Raw genomic sequence first — 22,580 nt, forward strand, 5'->3', positions numbered from 1 at the left:
GCCACAGAGGCCGGTTTTATACTGGCTTCAGTGGTAAACAATTGTTGTAATTTCTCCATCCAGTTAACAGTTTTCACATCCTATCCAGATAAAAATTAAGCAGGCGCATGAGGCTGCTTTATTTAAATCCTCATTCATAATGTACGGCGTAAATCTTAATTAAGTCGAATTCGTATTGGGGATAAATAAAATGGCAAAAAGCACCATGTCAGACTTCTCACCTTCGGCGGAGTTAATCTGCATACTCAGAGCAAAATCTTACAGTGAGAAAAGAGAAGGATACAAAACAGATGATTATATCTCGCTATTAATTTCGCACTCTCTAACCTCTTTCTTTGCCATGACACAAAAATCTTTTTTGATGCCCGGTAATATTCTCTCTCCGCAGATCCCCGCAGGTAGCTATGAGTTTTTAATTAGCCGGATAAAATACATCGACGAGTTCTTCCAATTACGTGCCAGCGAGTTTGCCAACATTTTCATTCTGGGTTCAGGTTTTGACTCCAGAGCGATTCGATTCCAGAATCAACTACAGCAAAGTCGAGTTTTCGAACTCGACCACTCGGTATCTCAAAAAAATAAAATAGCTAAACTACAAGAGCTTATAATCCCGATTCCAGAAAATTTACGCTATATTCCGATTGATTTTAATCAGCAGGATTTAACCACTATCTTACAAGAGATTCCGCGAAAAAAAGGAGAGAAAAACCTATTTATATTGGAGGGGCTAATTATGTATCTTCCTCCCAGCACGGTGAACCGTATTTTTTCAGCCATCGACACCTGTGCCCCCGATAGCAGTGAAATCATTTTCGATTATGTTTATTCCGACGTCCTCGCCGGTGAAAACACCTCATATGGTTCGGTCGAAGTTTTAGAAGGATTAAAAAACATTGGTGAGCACTGGATTTTTGGCATCGAAAAAGGACATCTGCCGGAGTTTCTTAATAAGTATCATCTGAAATTGTATTGTGATGCTGATGCCAGCACTTTAGAAACGCGTTTCTTTACCAATAAACAAGGGACAGTCCTGGGCAAACTGAATAAAGCGCTAGCAATTGCTCATGGAATTAAATAAAAACCAGAATAAAATCAGCGAACAGACCTTACTTGCGAGATGAATATCCGATTTAAAGTAAATAATATTTTGTCGGGCTTCTTTGTTTTAATATTCTCGCTATGATGAAGCCACTCTTTCCCTGCTCGCGAGAAAATTATGCTGATCGATTTACGCAGTGACACCGTTACGCAACCTGACGCCGCCATGCGCCAAGCCATGGCTAATGCCGAAGTCGGCGATGATGTGTATGGCGATGACCCGACGGTGAATGCTTTGGAAGCGCAAGCCGCCAGGTTATCAGGTAAAGAGGCCGCATTATTCCTGCCGACCGGCACACAAGCCAATTTGGTGGCGCTGTTGACTCACTGTCAGCGTGGTGAAGAGTATATTGTCGGCCAAAAAGCGCATAACTATCTGTATGAAGCCGGTGGAGCCGCAGTGCTTGGTAGTATTCAACCACAGCCTATTGATGCCAATGATGACGGTACTTTGCCACTGGATAAAGTTTTGGCCGCGATCAAGCCCGATGATATTCATTTTGCCCAAACCCGGCTGTTGAGTTTGGAAAATACCCACAGCGGAAAAGTATTGCCACTGAGCTACTTGCAGCAGGCATGGGCATTGACTCGTGAACAGAAACTGGCGCTACATATTGATGGTGCTCGTATTTTTAATGCCGCCGTGGCATTGAATGTCCCTCTGAGCGAAATCACCCAATATTGCGATACCCTGACAATTTGCCTCTCTAAAGGGTTGGGCGCACCTGTTGGCTCATTACTGTGTGGCAGCGCGGAATACATTAAACGCGCGCGTCGTTGGCGCAAAATGACCGGCGGCGGCATGCGTCAGGCCGGAATTCTGGCAGCAGCAGGGCTGTATGCATTAGAGCATAATGTGGCGCGACTAAAAGATGACCATGACAATGCCCTCTGGCTGGAGCAACAACTGCGTGCGCTAGGGGTAGAGATAGTGGCTCCGGGAGCGCAAACCAATGTGCTGTATATTCAGCAATCTAGCGAGCTAGCCGCCAAACTGGGCCCGTGGATGCGCGAACGTGGAGTATTAATCAGCGCTGGCCCAATCACCAGAATGATTACTCACATCAATATTAACCGTACGGATTTGGAGAAAGTCGTCGCGCTATGGCGTGAGTTTTTGAGCGAGCAGCGCTCATGACACCGCAGCGGATATTGGTGCTGGGCGCCAGTGGCTATATTGGTCAGCATCTGGTGCCGAGACTCAGTCAGCAAGGGCATGTGGTCACTGCGGCGGCCCGCCGTATCGAGTGGCTAAAAGAGCAACCCTGGCCGGGGGTTGATTGCCGTTTTGTCGATCTTTATCAGCCCTCAACCCTTATTACCGCGCTACAAGATATTGATGTCGTCTATTATCTGGTACATGGCATGGGTGACGGGCAGGATTTGATTGAGCAGGAACGCCTGGCCGCCACCAATATGAAAACAGCGCTCCAACAAAGTCCATCTGTAAAACAGATCATTTATCTCAGTGCATTACAGCCGGATGATAACAGTTCCTCTCATCTGATTGCCCGCAAACTAACCGGTGATCTGCTTTGTCAAAGTGGTATTCCGGTGACGGAGCTGCGCGCCAGTATTATCGTCGGCCCCGGTTCTGCCGCTTTTGAAATTATGCGCGATATGGTTTATAACCTGCCCATTCTGACACCACCGCGCTGGGTGCGCTCAAAGTCATCACCGGTTGCGCTGGAAAACTTGCTGATTTACTTAACGGAATTACTCAATCATCCGGCCTCAGAAAACCGCATTTTTGATGTCGCCGGGCCGGAATACATTAGCTATCAAACGATGTTCGAGCGCTTTATTGCCATCAGTGGTAAACGGCGCTGGCTGGTCCCCATTCCGCTCCCTACGCGCTTTATCTCGGTTTATTTCATTAATATGGTGACGTCGGTGCCCACGTCAATTGCCAGCGCATTGATTGAAGGGCTGAATCACGATCTACCTGCGGATGGTCAAGCTTTACAGGCACTTATCCCCCAGCAACTGATCAGTTTTGACGATGCTGTCAAAGAGACATTACGCCGTGAAGACGAAGTGGTGGATTCACCCGACTGGGGTTATGACCCCGAGGCTCGCGCCCGCTGGCGACCGGGTTATGGCTTTTATCCCAAACAAGCCGGCTGCCAACTCGATACCTCGGCATCCAGCGAAGCACTGTGGCATGTGGTACAGCAAATTGGCGGCAAAGAAGGTTATTTCTATGGTAATCCATTATGGAAAACCCGCGCCTGGATGGATGATCTTGCCGGTGGCGGTGTCGTTTATGGCCGTCCGGATAGGGAAACACTGGAATTAGGTGACTTGATTGATGGCTGGAAAGTTATCACGCTCAAACCGCTGCGTCAGTTGGCAATGATGTTTGGCATGAAAGCACCGGGCCTTGGGCGGTTAACCTTTACCATCAAGGATTTGGGTGGACGACGCAGTTTTGATGTTCGGGCATGGTGGCATCCGGCGGGCTTTAATGGATTACTGTATTGGTTTGTGATGATGCCAGCTCATCTGTTTATTTTCCGCGGAATGGCAAAACGCATCACCACCCTAGCGGTGCAATATGACCGCGAACGCAACCATAAAAGCGATGAATAACGCTGCAAATTCAAGTATGCACAACATCCCCAAATTAATTGGAGTTGCAGCCAGGCGGCAAACGAATGACAAATCGGTCGGGAAGCGATTTGTACAGCATTTATGCTAGCCCGTAGGGTGAGCCTCAAGGATGAGGCTCATTAATCCCGATGAGCTTACATAAGTAAATGATCCGGGTGAATGAGAGCAGCCAACAACGCTGTAACTTCAAGTAAGCAGGGGATTCTGATTGCATAGCGCTGCATTTCAAGAAAGAATGGCATCTTATTTGCTGGGTGAATAGATAAAAACTCTAGCATTCTGATTTTTGGTGGGAACCGAATTCGCTATGAAGGTATTGGTCACCGGTGCAACCTGTGGGTTAGGCCGAAATGCCGTTGAATATCTCCGTCGTCAGGGTATCAAAGTTATCGCCACCGGCAATAATCCGGCGATGGGTGCATTATTGTCAAAAATGGGCGCTGAATTTATTCATGCGGACCTGACGAATCTGGTTTCCTCGCAGGCGAAAGCTATGCTGGCTGATGTCGATACGCTGTGGCATTGCTCCAGTTTTACCTCGCCGTGGGGCACAGAGCAGGCTTTCGAGCTGGCCAATGTCCGCGCCACACGCCGCCTGGGCGAATGGGCCGCTGCTTATGGTGTGGAAAATTTTATTCATATATCCTCACCGGCCATTTATTTCGATTATCACCACCATCGTAATATTCAGGAAGACTTCCGCCCAGCACGTTTCGCCAATGAATTCGCACGAAGCAAGGCGGCGGGAGAGGAAGTGATTCAACAATTAGCGCTGTCCAACCCGCAAACTCATTTCACTATTTTGCGCCCGCAAGGTCTCTTCGGCCCGCACGACACCGTGATGCTGCCGCGCCTGCTGCAAATGATTAAGTATTATGGCACTCTGCTGCTACCCCGTGGTGGTGATGCACTGGTGGACATGACCTACCAGGAAAATGCCGTACATGCGATGTGGTTAGCAACCCAAAGCCAGAATACGCCGTCTGGTAGAGTTTATAATATTACGAATCAGCAACCCCGCCCGCTGCGCACCATCGTGCAACATCTGCTGGAAGAGTTGGATATGCCCTGCCGTATTCGCTCAGTGCCCTACCCGATGTTGGATATCATGGCCCGAGCTATGGAAAAACTGGGAAATAAAGCCGAAAAGGAACCTATATTGACCCATTATGGTGTCGCAAAACTTAATTTTGATCTGACGCTGGATACCCATCGCGCTGAATTAGAATTAGGGTATCGCCCGCAGGTGTCATTGGATGAAGGTATTATCCGCACGGCCCGTTGGTTAAAAGAGCACGGCAAGCTCAACACGGGTTAACTCCGCAGATTCTTTGGGTCTATACTACAATCACTTTCATAACAGATTCTTTCACTTAAGGTCATCATATGAAAAAGAAAAATATTGCCCTGATTCTTCCTCTGGCCATTCTGCTTAGCGCTTGTAGTAATACCGTTGACCCAGCCTATAAAGATATTAGCAGCCGCACAGCCCCTTGTATTGACGGTGGGCCGGATACGGTAGCGCAAAAATTCTATGACCTGCGGGTTCAGCAAATTGGTAATAAGAGTGGCTTGCCCGATGATAATCTGTCAGCCCAATTTCGCCCTTATCTGAGCCAGGCACTTTATGAACAGATTCAAACAGCCAGAAAACAAGCAGGCAATCGCACCTCTTCTGGAGTAAATAGTACACAAACCATTAATGGCGATATCTTCAGCAGCTTACGTGAAGGTAGCACCAGCGCGGATGTTGCCAGTGCTTCAACCATTCCCAATACTGATGCGCGGAATATTCCCTTACGCGTCAATTTGACGCACCAGTCGGCGGGTGGGCAGTCAGTGATGTGGCAAGACGAAGTGTTGATGATCCGCGAAGGAACCTGCTGGGTTGTCGATGATATCCGCTTTATGGGCGTCTCTGCCCCAGCAGGAAGCCTGCGGCAGCTATTGGGTGATCGCTAACCAGCCCAAAATGCCGACAACCCCCTGCAATTTGGAAGAAAATGAGTATCCCCTATAGATTTCGGATTGCAGGTAGGCGGCAAAAGAGTGCATCCCGATGAGCTTACACTGGTAAGTGATTCGGGTAAGCGAGAGCCGACAACACCCCTGAAATTTGAAAGAAAATAAGTATCCCCTATAGATTTCGGATTACAGGTAGGCGGCAAAAGAGTGCATCCCGATGAGCTTACACTGGTATGTGATTCGGGTAAGCGAGAGCAGCCAACACCCCTGCAATTTGAAAGAAAATAAGTATCCCCTATAGATTTCGGATTACAGGTAGGCGGCAAAAGAGTGCATCCCGATGAGCTTACACTGGTAAGTGATTCGGGTAAGCGAGAGCCGACAACACCCCTGAAATTTGAAAGAAAATAAGTATCCCCTATAGATTTCGGATTACAGGTAGGCGGCAAAAGAGTGCATCCCGATGAGCTTACACTGGTAAGTGATTCGGGTGAGCGAGAGCAGCCAACACCCCTGCAATTTGAAAGAAAATGAGTATCCCCTATAGATTTCGGATTGCAGGTAGGCGGCAAAAGAGTGCATCCCGATGAGCTTACACTGGTAAGTGATTCGGGTAAGCGAGAGCCGACAACACCCCTGCAATTTGAAAGATGACGGGGATAGCTCTGTCAGATTTATGCATCGCGTGACAAATTCACTCTGATAGCATTCAAATCCAAATGTTATGCTGTTTTTTGCCCCTGATGTTGGTTATTAATAAATTTTAACGCACAAAGATTGCATAAGTATGCCGCGGAAGTTACCATTCACGGCATCATTGGCTATTCAGATTTGGCGCATGAGTATTCAACTTAACGGAATTAACTGTTACTACGGCGTACACCAAGCGCTGTTCGACATTACCTTAGACTGTCCTGCGGGCGAAACCTTAGTGTTACTGGGGCCAAGTGGTGCCGGTAAAAGCTCGTTATTGCGTGTGCTTAACCTGCTGGAAATGCCACGTTCAGGAACCTTGCAGATAGCAGGTAATCACTTTGACTTTTCCCAGGCTCCTGGCGCAAAAGCTATTCGCGAATTACGCCAGAATGTGGGGATGGTCTTCCAACAATACAATCTTTGGCCGCACCTCTCTGTCATACAGAATCTGATTGAAGCCCCTTGCCGCGTGCTGGGTCTGTCAAAAGATGAGGCTATGGCGCGGGCAGAAAAGTTACTGACCCGTCTGCGTTTGACTGATTTTGCCGATCGCTTTCCGTTGCACCTCTCAGGTGGCCAGCAACAGCGTGTGGCTATTGCCCGCGCATTGATGATGGAACCGCAGGTTTTGTTGTTTGACGAACCGACTGCAGCGCTTGATCCAGAAATCACAGCACAAATTGTTAGTATTATCCGTGAATTGGCAGGAACCGGTATCACTCAGGTGATTGTAACCCATGAGGTTGAAGTGGCCCGCAAAACGGCCAGCCGTGTGGTTTACATGGAAAACGGCCACGTAGTGGAACAAGGTGATGCCAGCCACTTTACACAACCAACAACTGAAGCTTTTGCCAGCTATCTGTCACATTGATATCTATTTGGGAATTTGCGATGAAAAAATTAATAATTGCTGCCGTCCTTGCCAGTATCAGTTTGTCCGCCTCTGCCGCTGAAACTATTCGTTTCGCTGCTGAAGCCACTTACCCGCCATTCGAATTTATTGATGCCAATAATAAGATGCAAGGCTTTGATATCGATCTGGCTAACGCACTGTGTAAAGAGATGCAAGCCGAATGTACCTTTACCAATCAGGCTTTCGACAGCTTGATCCCTAGCTTGAAATTCAAGCGTTTTGACGCGGTTATCTCAGGAATGGACATCACCCCTGAGCGCCAAAAACAAGTGGCTTTCACCCAACCTTACTATGAAAACTCTGCGCTGTTTATTGCTGAAAAAGGCAAAGTGGCTGATTTAGCGGCCCTGAAAGGCAAGCGTGTAGGGATGCAAAATGGTTCTACTCATCAAAAATACCTGATGGAGAAACACCCTGAAATTACCGCCGTGCCTTATGACAGCTATCAGAATGCCATTCTTGACCTAAAAAATGGCCGTCTGGATGCGGTATTTGGTGATACTGCGGTGGTCAATGAGTGGTTGAAGCAAAATAACCAATTGGCGGCTGTGGGTGACAAAGTGACTGACGCTAACTATTTCGGTACCGGTTTAGGGATTGCCGTTCGTCAGAACAACACTGAGTTACAGGGTAAGTTAGATGCTGCACTGGCGAAAGTTAAAGCAGATGGCACCTATCAGACAATTTATAAAAAATGGTTCCAGCAGTAATTTAAGCACCCATGAATGAATTTCAACCTTTAGCAAGCGCCGCCGGTATGACCGTCGGCCTTGCCGTTTGTGCACTGGCCCTCGGTCTGGTTCTGGCAATGTTATTTGCCGTCTGTGAATCGTCACGGTGGAAGATCGTCAGCTACCTGACCACCGGCTGGGTCACCATTCTGCGCGGGCTACCAGAGATTCTGGTGGTGCTGTTTATCTATTTCGGTTCATCTCAGCTATTGATGATGCTATCAGACGGCTTCACTTTGAATCTTTATCTGTTTGAGCTGCCGATTAAGCTCAATATTGATGATTTTGAAGTCAGCCCGTTCCTGTGTGGTGTTATCGCACTGGCCCTGCTCTATTCCGCTTATGCGTCACAAACTTTACGTGGCGCACTGAAAGCGGTACCTGTTGGACAATGGGAATCGGGCCAGGCATTGGGCTTGAGTCAGGCAGCTATTTTCTTCCGCTTGATTATGCCGCAGATGTGGCGTCATGCCCTACCCGGTTTGGGCAACCAATGGTTGGTGCTGCTAAAAGACACCGCGTTAGTGTCACTTATCAGTGTCAATGACTTGATGTTACAAACCAAAAGCATTGCCACCCGGACTCAGGAACCTTTCACCTGGTATGTGATTGCCGCTGCTATTTATTTGGTGGTGACCCTACTTAGCCAGTATGTGCTTAAGTGGATTGAACTCCGTACCACCCGTTTTGAACGGAGCCCATCCTGATGCTGGAATACTTACCCGAGATCCTAAAAGGGCTGCATACCAGCCTGACATTAACTATTGCCTCCTTATTGGTTGCATTAGTGCTGTCATTGCTGTTTACCATTGTGTTGACACTGAAAACACCAATCGCCACGCCACTGGTCAAAATCTATATCACGTTGTTCACCGGTACCCCGCTGTTAGTCCAGATCTTTTTGATCTACTACGGCCCCGGCCAATTCCCAGCGATTCGTGAATACCCGTGGTTATGGAACCTGCTATCGCAACCTTGGCTATGTGCCATGATTGCCCTGGCATTGAACAGCGCGGCCTATACTACTCAACTGTTCTATGGTGCCGTGCGCGCGATCCCTGCCGGCCAGTGGCAGTCTTGCGAAGCGCTGGGGATGTCTAAGGCCCAGTCATTACGCATCTTGCTACCATTTGCATTTAAACGCGCACTCTCTTCTTATTCCAACGAAGTGGTGTTGGTATTCAAAAGTACCTCTCTGGCCTATACCATTACATTGATGGAAGTTATGGGCTACAGCCAACTGATGTATGGCCGAACCTATGATGTGATGGTATTTGGTGCCGCAGGACTCGTTTATCTGGTTGTGAATGGGTTGCTGACACTGTTTATGCGGGTGGTGGAGCGCAGAGCATTGGCGTTTGAGCGGCGTAATTAAGATGATTTATTCGTTAATGATGACTTAGTGAACATCTTCGGTTGTTAGGGCTTCACAGCTCACCTGGCTTCCGATGAACCAACCGGCAAAGGGGCCATAAGCGTGGCCCCTTATGCAATCCCGCGCTTGCGCGAAATATTGCCCTGCGGGTAAACCTCCTGCGTCTTTCGGGCTCACGAGCCAGCGCGATTCGCAATCCATGCTCAAGCGCGCTTTTCGCGGGCGTCCATGCCCGCTCACTCTACCCTCCCTCCTGGTCGGCAATATTCCTGATTGCGCTCAAAGTCAAAATCAAAACACTATCTTTAGTTTTTGACTTTATCTTTTGATTTTTGAAGCACATTTGAGCCGCCGAGTGAAGAATAGAGGTAGGACGCGAGGCATGGATGCCGAGCGAGCCGTGCTTGAGCAGGAGGCGACAACACTGCGTAGCAGTTTTGAACAACGCTTGCGTTGGCCCGAAGGGTTGCCTCGAAGAAGCTATAATCACGGCGCGGTCCGTCAGCGAAATGATGAGCCGAGGGCACCTGCGCAGCAGGCTAGCGATACGTGCGCAAGCGCAGGGGATCCAAAGGGGTTACGCGCTTGTAACCCCTTTGGCGGTTGAGGCACCCAATGGCAAAGTGATCACCGCACTCATGTCAAGCGAACCCAAACCTCTAGGCTGCCCTTCCTGTAAATAAAATAAAAACAAATTTTTAATCACATTACTTGCATATAAATTCATAAAATGGCAATGTAATCCACATCATTTATCCGAATAAATCGCGATAAAGCATCATCAGTTATAATAAAATCAATAACTAATAATATCTTCTATTAAAAAAATTCAGACAGGAGTTTAAGCATGAAAAAGTTACTATTGGCAACAATTTTAAGTGGCATGGTTTTTAGCGCAACCGCCGCAGAAACAACTCATTCCACCGAAACCATCCGTTTCGCTGCTTCAGCAACCTACCCGCCTTTTGAATCTATCGGGGCCAATAACGAAATTGTTGGTTTTGATATGGATTTAGCAAAAGCATTATGTAAGCAGATGGAAGCCAACTGTACATTCACCAATCAGGCCTTTGATAGCTTGATCCCGGCGCTTAAATTCAAACGCTATGATGCTGTTATTTCCGGTATGGACATCACGCCTGAACGTAGCAAACAAGTCGCATTTAGCCAGCCTTACTATGCTAACTCGGCCATTGTGATTGCCCCGAAAGGTAAATTCAGTTCTTTCGCCGATCTGAAAGGCAAGAAGATCGGGATGGAAAACGGCACTACGCATCAGAAGTATTTACAGGATAAACATCCAGAAATTCAAACTGTGGCTTATGACAGTTACCAGAATGCCATTATCGATCTGAAGAATGGTCGTATTGATGGGGTATTTGGTGACACCGCGGTAGTGAATGAGTGGCTGAAAACTAATCCGAATCTGGCAGCAGTTGGCGAGCATGTCACTGATCCACAATACTTCGGCACCGGTCTGGGTATTGCGGTGCGCCCGGATAACACCGCGTTGCTGGAAAAACTGAATAAAGCCATTGATGCGGTTAAAGCTGATGGCACCTATAAAGCCATCAATGATAAGTGGTTCCCTCAGTAATACCACCCTTTGTACTTGACGTTGCAGGGGTGTTCGCTGCACTCACGAACCCGAATCACTTACCTGTGTAAGCTCATCGGGATTCGTTTGCTGGCTGCCTACCTGCAACGCCAATTACTTTGGGTTTAGCGCTTAATAAGTAAGGATAAAACTTCATAATGTGCGGTATGCGGAAACATATCAAACAACTGCACCCGCTCAATGCGATAGTCCGCTAACAAACTGATATCTTTTGCCATTGTCTCGGCATTACAGCTTGAATAGAGAATGAATTGCGGTGCCATTTGGCTGAGATATTCACACAGCTGCGCACCAATGCCGCGCCGTGGTGGGTTAACCAAGACCAATTGCGGCACTTGTGTTTCTGCGGTGGCGAATTGGGTTGAATCCAGGGCGGCAAAAGTGACATTTTTCAGTCCCAATTGGTCTGCCGACTGGCGTGCGCAGGCGATAGCTTCGGCACTGATTTCAATTCCGGTCAACCGAGTTTCAGTATCCGCACAATGTAGACCAAAGCCCCCCACCCCACAAAACAGATCCCACATGCTATCAATCTTCAGTTCGCGCACCCATTGGCGTGCTGTGGCATAAAGTGATGCCGCAACCTGTGGATTTGTCTGGAAAAAACTTTGTGGGCGGATAAACAACGGCACCTGATTAAAGATTTCTGGTAGCGCCTGCTGTTCGGTTAATGGCATCTCCTGCTCCCCTTCCAAAATCGCCATATGTACTGGCTGAATATTCACCGAGATAACCGCCAGTTGGGGTAATTGTTGCTGTAACCAGGGTAAAGCCGCTTGCAACTGCGACAGCTTGGTTTGTGAGCGCAGTACAAAGCGCAACATTAGCTCGCCGCTATAAGTGCTTTCTGTCAATAACAGGAACTTCAGTTCACCGCGCTTGCGGGCAACGTTATAAGGCGTCAGCCCTGCACGGGCAATAAAAGTTTTTAGTACTGCAAATACCGGTGCAAAGCTGGTTGGATAAAGTGGGCATTCGCATAAATCAACCGGGGTGCCATCGCGGTGTAACATCCCTAATAATGGGCGCTCAACGCTACCACTGACCACCATTTTGGCTTTATTACGAAAAGCACTTTCCTGCCCGAAGACCGGCGACAGCCATTGAGTGACGCGGTGATCAGATAGCAGATTTTCTAAATGATTTTGTTTATCAGCAAGTTGCTGCGGATAAGGTTTATCCAGCCACTGACAGGAACGGCAGCGACCCGCCGTATATTGTGCGCATTGCATTAATAATTAACCGTTATAATCTGAGATACTAAGATACAGCCGAGGCTATTAATAGGGGCGGATTGTAGCACTGTGTTACGCTAAACACTCATTTTGACGACCGAAAATAGCGATGCCAGGGGAAAAACAACAAGCCGAGAATAACCACATCGGGGATCTTTTGTAGCAGCAAACTATGCAAAATTTCAGCACCGGTATCGCCTTCGATTCGGAAAACATCTGCATCCAGTACCAGCCAATCCAGTGATGCCATTAGCAAATAGACAACAACCAACAATTGACAGGCCACATAGCACCAGCGCGCCCAGTTTTGCCGCAGACATACCGCCACACCACACACCATTTCCAGCAGCAAAATCAAAATACTGGCAATAAAAATCAAGCCAGAATCCCAGCTTTGCAAGCTTTCATAGATAAAACTGCCGGTTCCCTCCCAACCCAACGTCGCCACCAATAAGATTACGCCGACGAAGCGGGTCGCAATAATGGCGGTTCCGGCAATTAAAACCGGGACGGGTGTGGTGGCAGCAGATGAAAACGCTGCGGGTGAAAATAACAGTCTCATATTGCCCAGTCTGTCTCCCTGTTCGGTTTTTGCAACCTAATGTTATCCCAGACAATAACGCCGCTCGGAAGCGGCGTTATAAGTTAATGAAAGACTATCAGTTTTAAGGCTAGTCAGCTATTTATTATCAATCAAGCATTTATTATCAATTAACCACGGGCAGCTTTGCGTAATTCACGCAACCGCTGTTTTTCCGAACGGGACATAAACCACCATGCAATTAAGCCGATAATCCCGACCACCAGCAAAATAAGCGTCGCCAGTGCATTGATCTCTGGATTGACCCCCATACGCACACTGGAGAACACCAGCATCGGCAAGGTTGTCGCGCCCGGCCCGGCCACAAAGCTGGCTATCACCAAATCGTCCAGCGATAAGGTAAAGGCCAGCAACCAGCCAGAAATTAATGCTGGGGCAATCATTGGCACGGTAATCACGAAGAACACTTTCAATGGGGTCGCCCCTAAATCCATCGCCGCTTCTTCAATTGACCGGTCTAATTCGCGCAAGCGGGAACTGATAACCACTGTTACATAGGCAGTACAGAAGGTCACATGAGCCAGCCAGATGGTGAACATACCGCGCTCGGCCGGCCAGCCGATAGCATGCCCCATAGCAACAAACAGCAACAGTAACGACAAACCGGTAATGACGTCGGGCATCACCAGCGGTGCGGTCAACATAAAAGTAAAACCGGTCGAGCCACGAAAACGGCCAAACCGTACCATGACCACCGCGGCTATCGTCCCCAACACCACCGCCATGGTGGCCGAGGCGGCGGCAATGGTGAGACTCAGCCCAACTGCGGATATCATCGCCGAATCATTGAACAGCTCAATATACCAGCGGATAGACCACCCTGCCCATACAGTCACCAGTTTAGAGCTGTTAAACGAATAGATAACCAGCATCAACATTGGCGCATACAAGAAGGTATAGCCGACCATCAAGATAACCCGACGCCAGACCGAACGCACTTCGGGTAAGTTATTCATACCGCGCCTCCCGCTGCTTTATTTTGGTGCTTGTGGAACCAAATAATCGGCACGATCAGTAGCACTAACATCACCGTCGCAACGGCGGAGGCCACTGGCCAGTCACGGTTATTGAAGAATTCTTGCCATAAAATACGGCCAATCATGATGCTATCCGGCCCCCCGAGCAGCTCAGGAATAACAAATTCGCCTACCGCCGGAATAAAAACCAACATAGAACCGGCCACAATTCCCCCTTTGGTCAAAGGCACAATCACACTGACAAAGGTTTTAAATGGCTTCGCCCCCAGATCCAGTGCCGCTTCCACCAATGAATAGTCCAGTCTGGTCAGTGCGGTATAGATAGGCAGCACCATGAAAGGCAGATAGGAATAGACCACGCCGATATAGACCGCCAGATTGGTGTGCAGAATAATCAACGGTTGATCGATAATTCCGGCCCAAATCAGGAAGTTATTCAGAATGCCGTTATTTTTCAGGATACCCATCCAGGCATAAACCCGAATCAGGAATGAAGTCCATGACGGCAGGATCACCAACAGCAATAAGATATTGCGCGTGGATGACTTGCTGTGAGCTATCGCCCATGCCAATGGATAACCGATAATCAGGCAACACAAGGTCGATACCGCAGCCACTTGCAGAGATTGCAGGTAAGCATCGATATACAGTGGATCATCAAGTAGTTGCAGATAGTTGCCAAGATTGAGCGAGATATCCAGCTTGCTGTCCAGCCAGGTCACCAAGTCGGTATAAGGCGGAACTGCCCGCACCATCTCTGCCAGACTGATTTTGAAGACAATCAGGAACGGCAACATAAACAGCAGGAATAACCATAAATAAGGGATGCCGATAACCAATTTGCGGCCATGCGACATTTGGAAACGTTGAATCAGCGCTTTAACCGGCCCCACCGCGCGGGTCGGTGGCTCTGCTGCTCCATGAGTGGATTCTGGTATCACAATATTTTGCTCCCCTAATGATCAGCTACAGGCCGATCAGTTACCCAAGACGACACAGCTGTCAGCATCCCAGCAGAGTTGTACTTCATCACCCCAGGTTGGCATCCCTTTGCGGTAACGATGGCCGTTCTGTAGCTGTGCAGTGAGCATCTGTCCGCTGTGTAATTTCACGTGATAAATGGACAAGTCGCCCAGATAAGCAATGTGTACCACTTCACCAACGGCAAAGTTGCAACCATCCTCCGGCACCTGTTCACACAACATCACTTTTTCTGGCCGCAGCGCGACAAAGACGGGAACACCATCAACCACAGACGCGTCTGAATCCACTTTCAATGGATGGCGCAGTCCGGGGCTGTCAATAACCAGCGCATCATCTAAACGCTCTTTTAATACGCCTTCAAACACATTCACCGAGCCGATAAACTCAGCACTGAATCTGCTGTTCGGATGTTCATAAATCTCTTCCGGCTCACCAATTTGCACGAACTTACCACGGTTCATAATGGCGATGCGCCCAGCCATGGTCATGGCCTCTTCCTGGTCGTGGGTAACCATCACGCAAGTTGCTCCGACACGCTCCAGAATATCCACCACTTCGAGTTGCATGCGGTCGCGCAGTTTTTTATCCAACGCGCCCATCGGCTCATCCAGCAACAGCAGTTTTGGCCGTTTGGCCAGGCTACGAGCCAAAGCGACCCGTTGGCGTTGACCGCCGGACAGCTGATGTGGCTTACGTTTGGCAAACTCTTGCATATGTACCAGTGTTAGCATCTCTGCCACCCGGCTTTTAATTTCATTAGCAGGTAATTTGTCTTGCTTCAAACCAAACGCGATATTTTGCTCAACAGTCATATGTGGGAACAATGCATATGACTGGAACATCATATTAATTGGGCGCTGATAAGGCGGTACATGCGACAAATCCTGCCCATCAAGGACAATTTGCCCCTGTGTCGGCTGCTCAAAGCCAGCCAGCATTCGCAACAGGGTGGATTTTCCACACCCTGAAGCCCCTAACAGCGCAAAAATCTCACCTTTGTAGATAGTCAAATTGACATCATCTACTGCAGCCTGACCATCAAATGATTTGGTTAAATTGCGAATCTCCAGCAAGGGTGTAAACACCTTCTGGGATTTTGGCTGTGGGCGGGGAATGACATCATTCACTCAGCGCGCTCTCCGTAAAAGCAGAACAGGCCGCATTCGAGGTGCGGCGCAATAAAAAACAGGAACAGGAAGATAACCCCCTGTTCCTACCATGATCTATTTTACTTATCCATCAATCTGTTATCAGTGACAGGCTCACCACCAGCAGCTGATTCCCATCGATGGTTTATTTGCCGCTTTTCACTTTAGTCCAAGCCCGAGTGATCACGCGATCAATTTTCGGATCTTGTACTTTTAATGTGAACATTTTGGCTCGCACATCTGCCGGTGGATAAATACCTGGATTATCACGGACTTCTGCGTTCACCAGCGGGGTGGCAGCTTGGTTGGCATTGGCGTAGAACACGTGGTTACTAATATTGGCTATCACATCAGGGCGCATCAGGTAATTCAGGAACTGATAGGCTTCATCCTGATTTTTGGCATCCGCAGGCATGGCAAACACGTCAAAGAAGGCTAATGCTCCCTCTTTCGGAATGCTATAAGCCACATTCACACCATTTTTGGCTTCTTTGGCACGATTAGAAGCCTGCATGATGTCGCCAGCCCAACCCACAGCCACACAGATGTCACCGTTTGCCAGATCATTAATGTATTGCGATGAGTGGAAATAACGGATATTTGGCCGCAGTTTCAATAACAACTCGGTAGCAGGGCCAGTGTAATCAGTGGCCTGAATACTGTTGGGATCTTTACCTAAATAATTAAGGACGGTGGCAAAAATCTCACTTGGCGCATCCAGGAAGGAAACACCGCAGCTTTTCAACTTCTCAAGATTTTCCGGTTTCAGCACCAGATCCCAACTGTTTACCGGTGCGTCTTTCCCAAGTGCCGCTTTCACTTTCTCGACGTTATAGCCAATACCGGTCGTCGCCCACAGATACGGAATGGCATATTTGTTATCGGGATCGTGCTTACCAACCAGCGTCAGCAATTCAGGATCAAGATTTTTGTCATTCGGTAATTTACTTTTATCCAGCGGCTTAAATACGCCCGCAGACAATTGGCGCTCGAGGAAACTGGCTGACGGCACCACCAAATCAAACCCGGTGCTCCCCGCCATCAATTTACCTTCCAACACCTCGTTGGAGTCAAACACATCATAGACAACTTTAATGCCGGTTTCTTTTTGGAAATTAGCCAGCGTATCTGGCGCGATATAATCAGACCAGTTGTAAATGTGCAGTGTTTTTTCTTCAGCAGATGCTGAGACGGACGCGGCCATTAACAGGCCAGCAGCAACACCCGATAACCACTTTTTACGTTGGGTGAACATCCGTTAACTCCTCCAGAATAGGGGGTAAATTCGTGCGATAAATTTGTATCCAGTGGGATACAACACGGTTGTCCTGCGAGTGCTATTGCCACAAACACCAGATGCATGACTATGCACAGTGAGTGATTATTAACCTAACAAGGATAATCACTGATTTTGCGGAGGAATATTATGCCCTTTGCAGAAACAGCAGCATAACCGCAGTTCGGAATCCACACCAGACTCTAGGGTAAAAAACGCCTTTTATCGATTTTTTATGCATATTCTATCTATGTAATGCGTCACTAATGGCATAAACGGCGACAAATATCTGGCAAAGGAGGGTAAAAAGCAGAATATCTTATGGTTTAGCGGGGGAATCTTAAGGCTTACCGAGAGAATAAATAGTGTGCCACTGGTTATCAGCAGCACCTTGATTTTGATGCACGGGAGTCAATTAATGAATTTAATGTATAACAGGGTAAGCCGTGGCGGTTTGCGGTAACTCATCATCGTCGCTGTTACCAATAAATAATAAATCATTGGCGCGCGCTTCCAGAATAATCATCGAAATCTGCTCTTCGCACTGCTGCATAAAGTAGCCAAACTGGGCGAATGTAACCCCGACCTCAACAGTCAGGGACTGGCAGACAATCAGTTTTGGCAGATTATCATCCTGAATATCGATAAACGCTTTAACTGTCAGCGAGCTGGCATTGATTTGACTGAGATCCGCGACCAGCGGGATCAACGCTGTAGGGCGTACCTCGGCCAGCGCTGAAAACAGGATAACGTTATCCACCAAATCAATTTTGGCATCAAACACACCCTCAAAATTTTGCATATGCGGCAAATGCAGTGCCTGGCAAGAATCGCACTCAAAAAATGAGATACCGAGTTGATCCAGCCAACGCCGTAATAAGGCTAAATCCGGGACGATGAGTGAATCCATAACTACCTACCTCACGATTCTCATAATACGAAAAGTGCCATAGCTTACGGAATATTGGCCGACAGCGCTACTTCAATCCCGACTAATTTAATACCGCAGGAAAGGCTCAGTAATGACCTTACTTAGATTTGTTCTCCTTTTCGGCACGCGCTTTATCTAACTCTTTCTTAGATTGGGGCCTGGAAATCCTATCTGCACTACCTAAGAGCGGGCCAAAACCACGGGCGACGCGCCAAACAATGCAGGCCGCAGCTGGGATCATCAAACCAATACCAACAAAAATCATAATAATCGCAACTGTCGGTGTACCTATTGCTCCTGGTAATGACAAATAGTCATTAATACTGAGATAGGCAACAACCAGTAATATCATCCCCAATGCTTCCAAAATAATCACAATACGGGGCATATCTCCTAACGAGCGCATCTTTACCTCCGATAGGCTCTGTACCCTTCACAGTTAATGTCACCAGGCTGTTAAACCCTCACCTGCAACGCCGCGTTCATTGGCTATATATCAGCTTTTACTTAGTGTATTGAATCCCCAAGATTTGTAACAGTACTCATAAGCAAATAGGTAGGATTAATCGGACTAACAGGCAAATCCTGCTTTTTTTTCACTGCATCAGAAGGCATAGTAGTCAGCAGTCGAATGAGTAATACGCTATAAGTCATTTAGCAGCTGAATATATCAGTAACTGTTGGCGAAGTGATTATCTCAAATTAATCAAGGAGTTTTACATGTTTGCTGTGATTTTTGGGCGTCCTGGATGCCCTTACTGTGTACGTGCCAAAGAATTGGCGGAAAAGCTGGAAACTGAGCGTGACGATTTTAAATTCCGTTACATTGATATTCACGCAGAAGGTATCACCAAAGCTGATCTGGAAAAAACGGTTGGCAAACCAGTAGAAACCGTGCCACAAATCTTTATCGATGAGAAACACATTGGTGGCTGCACAGATTTCGAAGCCTATGCTAAAGAAAATCTGAGCCTGTTCCAATAATTGGCTGATAAACCTCTCTTATTGGCTAACGGTCAAGAACAGTGCGCCAACCTTGATGAGTTTTATCCGAAAAAGGGTGCTTAGCGCCCTTTTTTCTTGCCTGTGACCCGTCCTAAATAGCGTTGACACATTTAACTCGTACACTGAGGAAAATGTGATGAACCAATATGTTAAACGTACGCAACGCGATTATCCTCTATCCTTTAAATTGGCCGTTGTCGAACAGGTCGAAAAAGGTGAAATGACATACCGCCAGGCGCAAGACCGCTACGGTATTCAAGGCCGTTCTACCGTCCTGACGTGGCTACGCAAGTTCGGTCAACTCGACTGGCTTTCTCCCTCTCCTGCAAGAATGTACGGAATTAACATGCCCAAAATGCCTCTTACTCCCGAACAGCGAATCAAAGAACTCGAACAGCAACTTGCTGAATCAGAAGTCAAAGCGCAGTTTTTTGAAGCGGTTGTGAAGGTCATGAACACGGAGTTCGGAGCCACACTGACAAAAAAGCAGTTGGCCACGTTATCACGCAAGCGCAAACGCCGGGACTCACAGTAACGCGCGCTTGCTGGTTCATGGGGATTAGCCGACAGGCGTGGTATCAGTCTTTGCAGCGTGAACGCGGAAGAGAAAAACAGGCACAGCGCATCGTTGAGCAAGTGACGGCCATCCGGTTACAACAGCCCCGGTTGGGTACGCGTAAATTGCATTACTTGTTGCGACAACAAGCAGAACCGGCGCTGCATGTTGGCCGAGATCGCCTGTTCCAGATACTGCGTTGCTCGCGGTTACTGGTGATGCCTAAACGTGCCTATCATAAAACGACAAACAGCCATCATCGCTTTTACCGTCACCCTAACTTATTGAAGTCAGGAGCAAATCAGGTTATTGCCAGCCACCCGGAACAGGTATGGGTCGCGGATATCACTTACCTTCCCCTGCGGACAGGAACGGCGTATGTGAGTCTGGTCACTGACGCCTGGTCGAGAAAAATCGTGGGATATCATGTGCATGAAAGTCTGCACACCCGCCATGTAGCCGCTGCGCTCAAAATGGCGCTGGTGAGCAGGCGCACAGCATCTGCGCTGATACATCACTCAGACCGGGGTATCCAGTACTGTTCAACAGAATATCAGGCGTTACATCAACGTCACGGTGTCATCTGTTCGATGACGGATGGATATGATTGTTATCAGAATGCGCTGGCGGAGCGGGTCAATGGGATATTAAAACTGGAATATCTGCTGGTTAAGCCGAAAGATATTGGTCAGGCAAGAAAGATGGTCAGGGAGTCAGTGGAAATCTACAACACGCGGCGACCGCATCTGTCGTTAAAATACAAAACGCCCGATGAAGTTCATCAGGCGTTTTAAGGCTGAAAAGTGTCAACCTATATCAGGACTAGTCACTGTCATTTAGGCTAGCCCAGCAAAAACCAGGCGTTAAAGCGATATAACGCCGCCAAATACCAGCATATAACCCCGCATTTTATCAGTAAGCAAGCATATCCCCCTGGCTAAGGCAAACTTCCTGCTTACTACTGGCTGTCTCGCAACAGACCGATTAGAATAAGCACCGCTATCGCTTACATTTATATTTCAGCTAGCAATTTTTTTTTGAATTAAAAGGTTTTGAATTTAAAGATATGTGTCGCTCTGGCTTTACATTAAGGGTGTATGCATCGTGGATCATCCTGACTAAATAGAAAGTCATACTCGTGAATATAAACGTCGCAAACTTGTTAAACGGCAACTACATCTTGCTGTTATTCGTGGTGTTAGCGCTGGGGTTATGCCTGGGAAAACTGCGATTGGGGCCTATTCAATTAGGTAACGCTATTGGTGTGTTGGTGGTATCTCTGTTGCTTGGGCAACAGCATTTTACGATTAATACCGAAGCCCTGAATCTGGGCTTTATGCTGTTTATTTTTTGTGTTGGCGTCGAAGCTGGGCCAAACTTTTTCTCTATTTTCTTTCGTGACGGCAAAAACTACCTGATGCTGGCGTTGGTCATGGTGGGTAGCGCAATGGTTCTGGCGCTGGGGCTGGGTAAACTCTTTGGCTGGGATATTGGCCTGACAGCCGGGATGCTGGCCGGTTCCATGACATCCACACCGGTCTTGGTGGGCGCAGGCGATACTCTTCGCCATACCATCGCGAATAATCCGGCGTTGCAACATGCCCAAGATAACCTGAGCCTGGGTTATGCCCTGACCTATCTTATCGGGCTGGTTAGCCTGATTTTAGGGGCGCGCTATTTACCCAAGCTTCAGCACCAAGACTTACCGACCAGTGCGCAGCAAATTGCTCGTGAGCGCGGCCTCGATACCGACAGTCAGCGCAAAGTCTATCTGCCCGTTATCCGTGCCTATCGCGTTGGCCCGGAATTGGTGGCTTGGGCTGATGGCAAAAATCTACGTGAATTAGGGATTTATCGTCAAACTGGCTGCTACATTGAGCGTATTCGTCGCAATGGTATTTTGGCGAACCCAGATGGTGATGCGGTACTACAAGTCGGTGACGAGATCTCATTAGTCGGTTATCCGGATGCTCATTCCCGTCTTGACCCCAGTTTCCGTAACGGCAAAGAAGTGTTCGACCGCGATTTGCTGGATATGCGCATTGTTACCGAAGAAATTGTGGTCAAAAACAGCAATGCCGTCGGTAAGCGCCTGAGCCATTTAAAACTGACCGACCACGGTTGCTTCCTAAACCGTGTGATCCGCAGCCAGATAGAAATGCCGATTGATGACAATGTGGTACTGAATAAAGGCGATGTATTGCAAGTCAGCGGTGATGCACGACGCGTTAAAAGTGTGGCAGAGAAGATTGGTTTTATCTCTATTCACAGTCAGGTCACTGACCTGCTGGCGTTCTGTGCCTTCTTTATTTTAGGGTTGATGATCGGCCTGATCACCTTCCAATTCAGTAACTTTAGTTTTGGTATTGGTAATGCCGCTGGCCTGCTAATGGCTGGGATCATGCTGGGCTTTTTACGTGCCAACCACCCGACTTTCGGCTATATCCCGCAAGGGGCGTTAAATATGGTGAAAGAGTTCGGTTTGATGGTCTTTATGGCAGGGGTCGGCTTGAGCGCCGGTGGCGGTATTAATAGCAGCCTGGGAGCAGTCGGTGGGCAAATGCTGATTTCCGGCTTAATCGTGAGCTTAGTGCCCGTGGTTATCTGCTTTATCTTTGGCGCTTATGTATTGCGCATGAACCGTGCTCTGCTTTTCGGCGCGATCATGGGAGCGCGCACCTGCGCACCGGCCATGGATATCATCAGTGATACTGCTCGCAGTAATATCCCAGCGCTTGGTTACGCAGGTACTTATGCCATTGCGAACGTATTACTGACCTTGGCTGGCTCGCTAATCGTTATTGTCTGGCCGGGAATATTAGGCTAGTGCGTAAAAAAGGAGACTCAAGGCAAAGCTA

At 48.0% G+C, this 22,580-nt stretch carries 21 protein-coding genes; 13 read left to right on the forward strand and 8 right to left on the reverse strand.

Annotated elements, in window-relative coordinates:
- The first annotated feature begins 190 nt into the window (after window positions 1-190).
- From FGL26_RS07605 to FGL26_RS07655, 10 genes are all read left to right on the forward strand, one after another.
- On the forward strand, window positions 191-1,078 hold the full coding sequence (locus tag FGL26_RS07605) for a class I SAM-dependent methyltransferase (RefSeq protein WP_005171118.1): 888 nt from the start codon (window positions 191-193) through the stop codon (window positions 1,076-1,078).
- A 138-nt stretch (window positions 1,079-1,216) separates the two neighbouring features.
- Entirely contained in the window at window positions 1,217-2,236 is a 1,020-nt protein-coding gene (ltaE, locus tag FGL26_RS07610; RefSeq protein WP_005171133.1) for a low-specificity L-threonine aldolase, read from the forward strand.
- Window positions 2,233-3,690 (forward strand): DUF2867 domain-containing protein, encoded by a 1,458-nt coding sequence (locus FGL26_RS07615; protein ID WP_005171136.1) that lies wholly within the window; start codon window positions 2,233-2,235, stop codon window positions 3,688-3,690. Before ltaE ends, FGL26_RS07615 begins: the two co-directional genes overlap by 4 nt.
- 328 nt (window positions 3,691-4,018) lie before the next feature.
- Window positions 4,019-5,029, forward strand: coding sequence for a 3-beta-hydroxysteroid dehydrogenase (locus FGL26_RS07625; protein WP_005171139.1), 1,011 nt, complete (start codon window positions 4,019-4,021; stop codon window positions 5,027-5,029).
- Window positions 5,030-5,097: 68 nt separating this feature from the next.
- On the forward strand, window positions 5,098-5,673 hold the full coding sequence (locus FGL26_RS07630; protein ID WP_005171143.1) for a lipoprotein: 576 nt from the start codon (window positions 5,098-5,100) through the stop codon (window positions 5,671-5,673).
- Window positions 5,674-6,514: 841 nt separating this feature from the next.
- On the forward strand, window positions 6,515-7,243 hold the full coding sequence (gene artP / locus FGL26_RS07635; protein ID WP_005162824.1) for an arginine ABC transporter ATP-binding protein ArtP: 729 nt from the start codon (window positions 6,515-6,517) through the stop codon (window positions 7,241-7,243).
- Window positions 7,244-7,263: 20 nt separating this feature from the next.
- A complete protein-coding gene (gene artJ, locus FGL26_RS07640) occupies window positions 7,264-7,995 on the forward strand; it encodes an arginine ABC transporter substrate-binding protein (protein ID WP_005162826.1) in 732 nt (243 codons plus the stop codon).
- An 11-nt stretch (window positions 7,996-8,006) separates the two neighbouring features.
- Window positions 8,007-8,723: an arginine ABC transporter permease ArtQ gene (artQ, locus tag FGL26_RS07645; protein WP_005171147.1), complete on the forward strand. Its 717-nt coding sequence runs from the start codon at window positions 8,007-8,009 to the stop codon at window positions 8,721-8,723.
- Window positions 8,723-9,391, forward strand: a complete 669-nt coding sequence (gene artM, locus FGL26_RS07650) for an arginine ABC transporter permease ArtM (protein WP_005162844.1) — start codon at window positions 8,723-8,725, stop codon at window positions 9,389-9,391. The genes artQ and artM overlap by 1 nt, the downstream gene beginning before the upstream one ends.
- 847 nt (window positions 9,392-10,238) lie before the next feature.
- Window positions 10,239-10,988 (forward strand): arginine ABC transporter substrate-binding protein, encoded by a 750-nt coding sequence (locus tag FGL26_RS07655; protein ID WP_005171154.1) that lies wholly within the window; start codon window positions 10,239-10,241, stop codon window positions 10,986-10,988.
- A 125-nt stretch (window positions 10,989-11,113) separates the two neighbouring features.
- On the opposite strand, the gene rlmC is transcribed toward FGL26_RS07655, so the two are convergent.
- The 8 genes from rlmC to FGL26_RS07695 all read right to left on the reverse strand — a co-directional run bounded on the left by rlmC (window position 11,114) and on the right by FGL26_RS07695 (window position 18,567).
- A complete protein-coding gene (gene rlmC / locus FGL26_RS07660) occupies window positions 11,114-12,241 on the reverse strand; it encodes a 23S rRNA (uracil(747)-C(5))-methyltransferase RlmC (RefSeq protein WP_005171157.1) in 1,128 nt (375 codons plus the stop codon).
- Window positions 12,242-12,329: 88 nt separating this feature from the next.
- Window positions 12,330-12,806: a YbjO family protein gene (locus tag FGL26_RS07665; protein ID WP_005171161.1), complete on the reverse strand. Its 477-nt coding sequence runs from the start codon at window positions 12,804-12,806 to the stop codon at window positions 12,330-12,332.
- Between the two features lie 149 nt (window positions 12,807-12,955).
- Window positions 12,956-13,801, reverse strand: coding sequence for a putrescine ABC transporter permease PotI (gene potI / locus FGL26_RS07670; RefSeq protein WP_005171164.1), 846 nt, complete (start codon window positions 13,799-13,801; stop codon window positions 12,956-12,958).
- On the reverse strand, window positions 13,798-14,763 hold the full coding sequence (gene potH, locus FGL26_RS07675) for a putrescine ABC transporter permease PotH (protein ID WP_005171167.1): 966 nt from the start codon (window positions 14,761-14,763) through the stop codon (window positions 13,798-13,800). Before potH ends, potI begins: the two co-directional genes overlap by 4 nt.
- 36 nt (window positions 14,764-14,799) lie before the next feature.
- Complete coding sequence (potG, locus tag FGL26_RS07680; protein WP_005162870.1) at window positions 14,800-15,933, reverse strand: putrescine ABC transporter ATP-binding subunit PotG; 1,134 nt, start codon at window positions 15,931-15,933, stop codon at window positions 14,800-14,802.
- Between the two features lie 166 nt (window positions 15,934-16,099).
- Window positions 16,100-17,209 (reverse strand): spermidine/putrescine ABC transporter substrate-binding protein PotF, encoded by a 1,110-nt coding sequence (gene potF, locus FGL26_RS07685; RefSeq protein WP_005171171.1) that lies wholly within the window; start codon window positions 17,207-17,209, stop codon window positions 16,100-16,102.
- 445 nt (window positions 17,210-17,654) lie between these two features.
- Complete coding sequence (locus FGL26_RS07690) at window positions 17,655-18,140, reverse strand: type III secretion system chaperone family protein (RefSeq protein WP_005162876.1); 486 nt, start codon at window positions 18,138-18,140, stop codon at window positions 17,655-17,657.
- A 118-nt stretch (window positions 18,141-18,258) separates the two neighbouring features.
- Window positions 18,259-18,567 carry a YbjC family protein gene (locus tag FGL26_RS07695; RefSeq protein ID WP_011816013.1) on the reverse strand — a complete coding sequence of 103 codons (309 nt, stop codon included), beginning with the start codon at window positions 18,565-18,567 and terminating at the stop codon, window positions 18,259-18,261.
- 314 nt (window positions 18,568-18,881) lie between these two features.
- Between FGL26_RS07695 and FGL26_RS07700 the strand changes: the two genes are divergently transcribed.
- From FGL26_RS07700 to FGL26_RS07710, 3 genes are all read left to right on the forward strand, one after another.
- Window positions 18,882-19,145 (forward strand): GrxA family glutaredoxin, encoded by a 264-nt coding sequence (locus FGL26_RS07700; RefSeq protein ID WP_004873700.1) that lies wholly within the window; start codon window positions 18,882-18,884, stop codon window positions 19,143-19,145.
- Window positions 19,146-19,302: 157 nt separating this feature from the next.
- Window positions 19,303-20,516, forward strand: a protein-coding gene (locus FGL26_RS07705) for an IS3 family transposase (protein WP_102990455.1) whose coding sequence is annotated in 2 segments (ribosomal slippage) — window positions 19,303-19,645 and window positions 19,645-20,516 — 1,215 coding nt in all. Because the reading frame shifts where the segments join, the coding sequence is not laid out codon by codon here.
- Window positions 20,517-20,860: 344 nt separating this feature from the next.
- Window positions 20,861-22,549, forward strand: a complete 1,689-nt coding sequence (locus FGL26_RS07710; RefSeq protein ID WP_005171180.1) for an aspartate:alanine antiporter — start codon at window positions 20,861-20,863, stop codon at window positions 22,547-22,549.
- The last annotated feature ends 31 nt before the right edge of the window (window positions 22,550-22,580 follow it).

The sequence above is a fragment of the Yersinia enterocolitica subsp. enterocolitica genome, assembly GCF_901472495.1.
GTDB classification, from domain to species: domain Bacteria; phylum Pseudomonadota; class Gammaproteobacteria; order Enterobacterales; family Enterobacteriaceae; genus Yersinia; species Yersinia enterocolitica.

Coding starts and splice junctions, on each gene's coding strand:
- FGL26_RS07605 (WP_005171118.1), top strand. CDS start 191: ATGGCAAAAAGCACCATGTCAGACTTCTCACCTTCGGCGGAGTTAATC.
- ltaE (WP_005171133.1), top strand. CDS start 1,217: ATGCTGATCGATTTACGCAGTGACACCGTTACGCAACCTGACGCCGCC.
- FGL26_RS07615 (WP_005171136.1), top strand. CDS start 2,233: ATGACACCGCAGCGGATATTGGTGCTGGGCGCCAGTGGCTATATTGGT.
- FGL26_RS07625 (WP_005171139.1), top strand. CDS start 4,019: ATGAAGGTATTGGTCACCGGTGCAACCTGTGGGTTAGGCCGAAATGCC.
- FGL26_RS07630 (WP_005171143.1), top strand. CDS start 5,098: ATGAAAAAGAAAAATATTGCCCTGATTCTTCCTCTGGCCATTCTGCTT.
- artP (WP_005162824.1), top strand. CDS start 6,515: ATGAGTATTCAACTTAACGGAATTAACTGTTACTACGGCGTACACCAA.
- artJ (WP_005162826.1), top strand. CDS start 7,264: ATGAAAAAATTAATAATTGCTGCCGTCCTTGCCAGTATCAGTTTGTCC.
- artQ (WP_005171147.1), top strand. CDS start 8,007: ATGAATGAATTTCAACCTTTAGCAAGCGCCGCCGGTATGACCGTCGGC.
- artM (WP_005162844.1), top strand. CDS start 8,723: ATGCTGGAATACTTACCCGAGATCCTAAAAGGGCTGCATACCAGCCTG.
- FGL26_RS07655 (WP_005171154.1), top strand. CDS start 10,239: ATGAAAAAGTTACTATTGGCAACAATTTTAAGTGGCATGGTTTTTAGC.
- rlmC (WP_005171157.1), bottom strand. CDS start 12,241: ATGCAATGCGCACAATATACGGCGGGTCGCTGCCGTTCCTGTCAGTGG.
- FGL26_RS07665 (WP_005171161.1), bottom strand. CDS start 12,806: ATGAGACTGTTATTTTCACCCGCAGCGTTTTCATCTGCTGCCACCACA.
- potI (WP_005171164.1), bottom strand. CDS start 13,801: ATGAATAACTTACCCGAAGTGCGTTCGGTCTGGCGTCGGGTTATCTTG.
- potF (WP_005171171.1), bottom strand. CDS start 17,209: ATGTTCACCCAACGTAAAAAGTGGTTATCGGGTGTTGCTGCTGGCCTG.
- FGL26_RS07690 (WP_005162876.1), bottom strand. CDS start 18,140: ATGGATTCACTCATCGTCCCGGATTTAGCCTTATTACGGCGTTGGCTG.
- FGL26_RS07695 (WP_011816013.1), bottom strand. CDS start 18,567: ATGCGCTCGTTAGGAGATATGCCCCGTATTGTGATTATTTTGGAAGCA.
- FGL26_RS07700 (WP_004873700.1), top strand. CDS start 18,882: ATGTTTGCTGTGATTTTTGGGCGTCCTGGATGCCCTTACTGTGTACGT.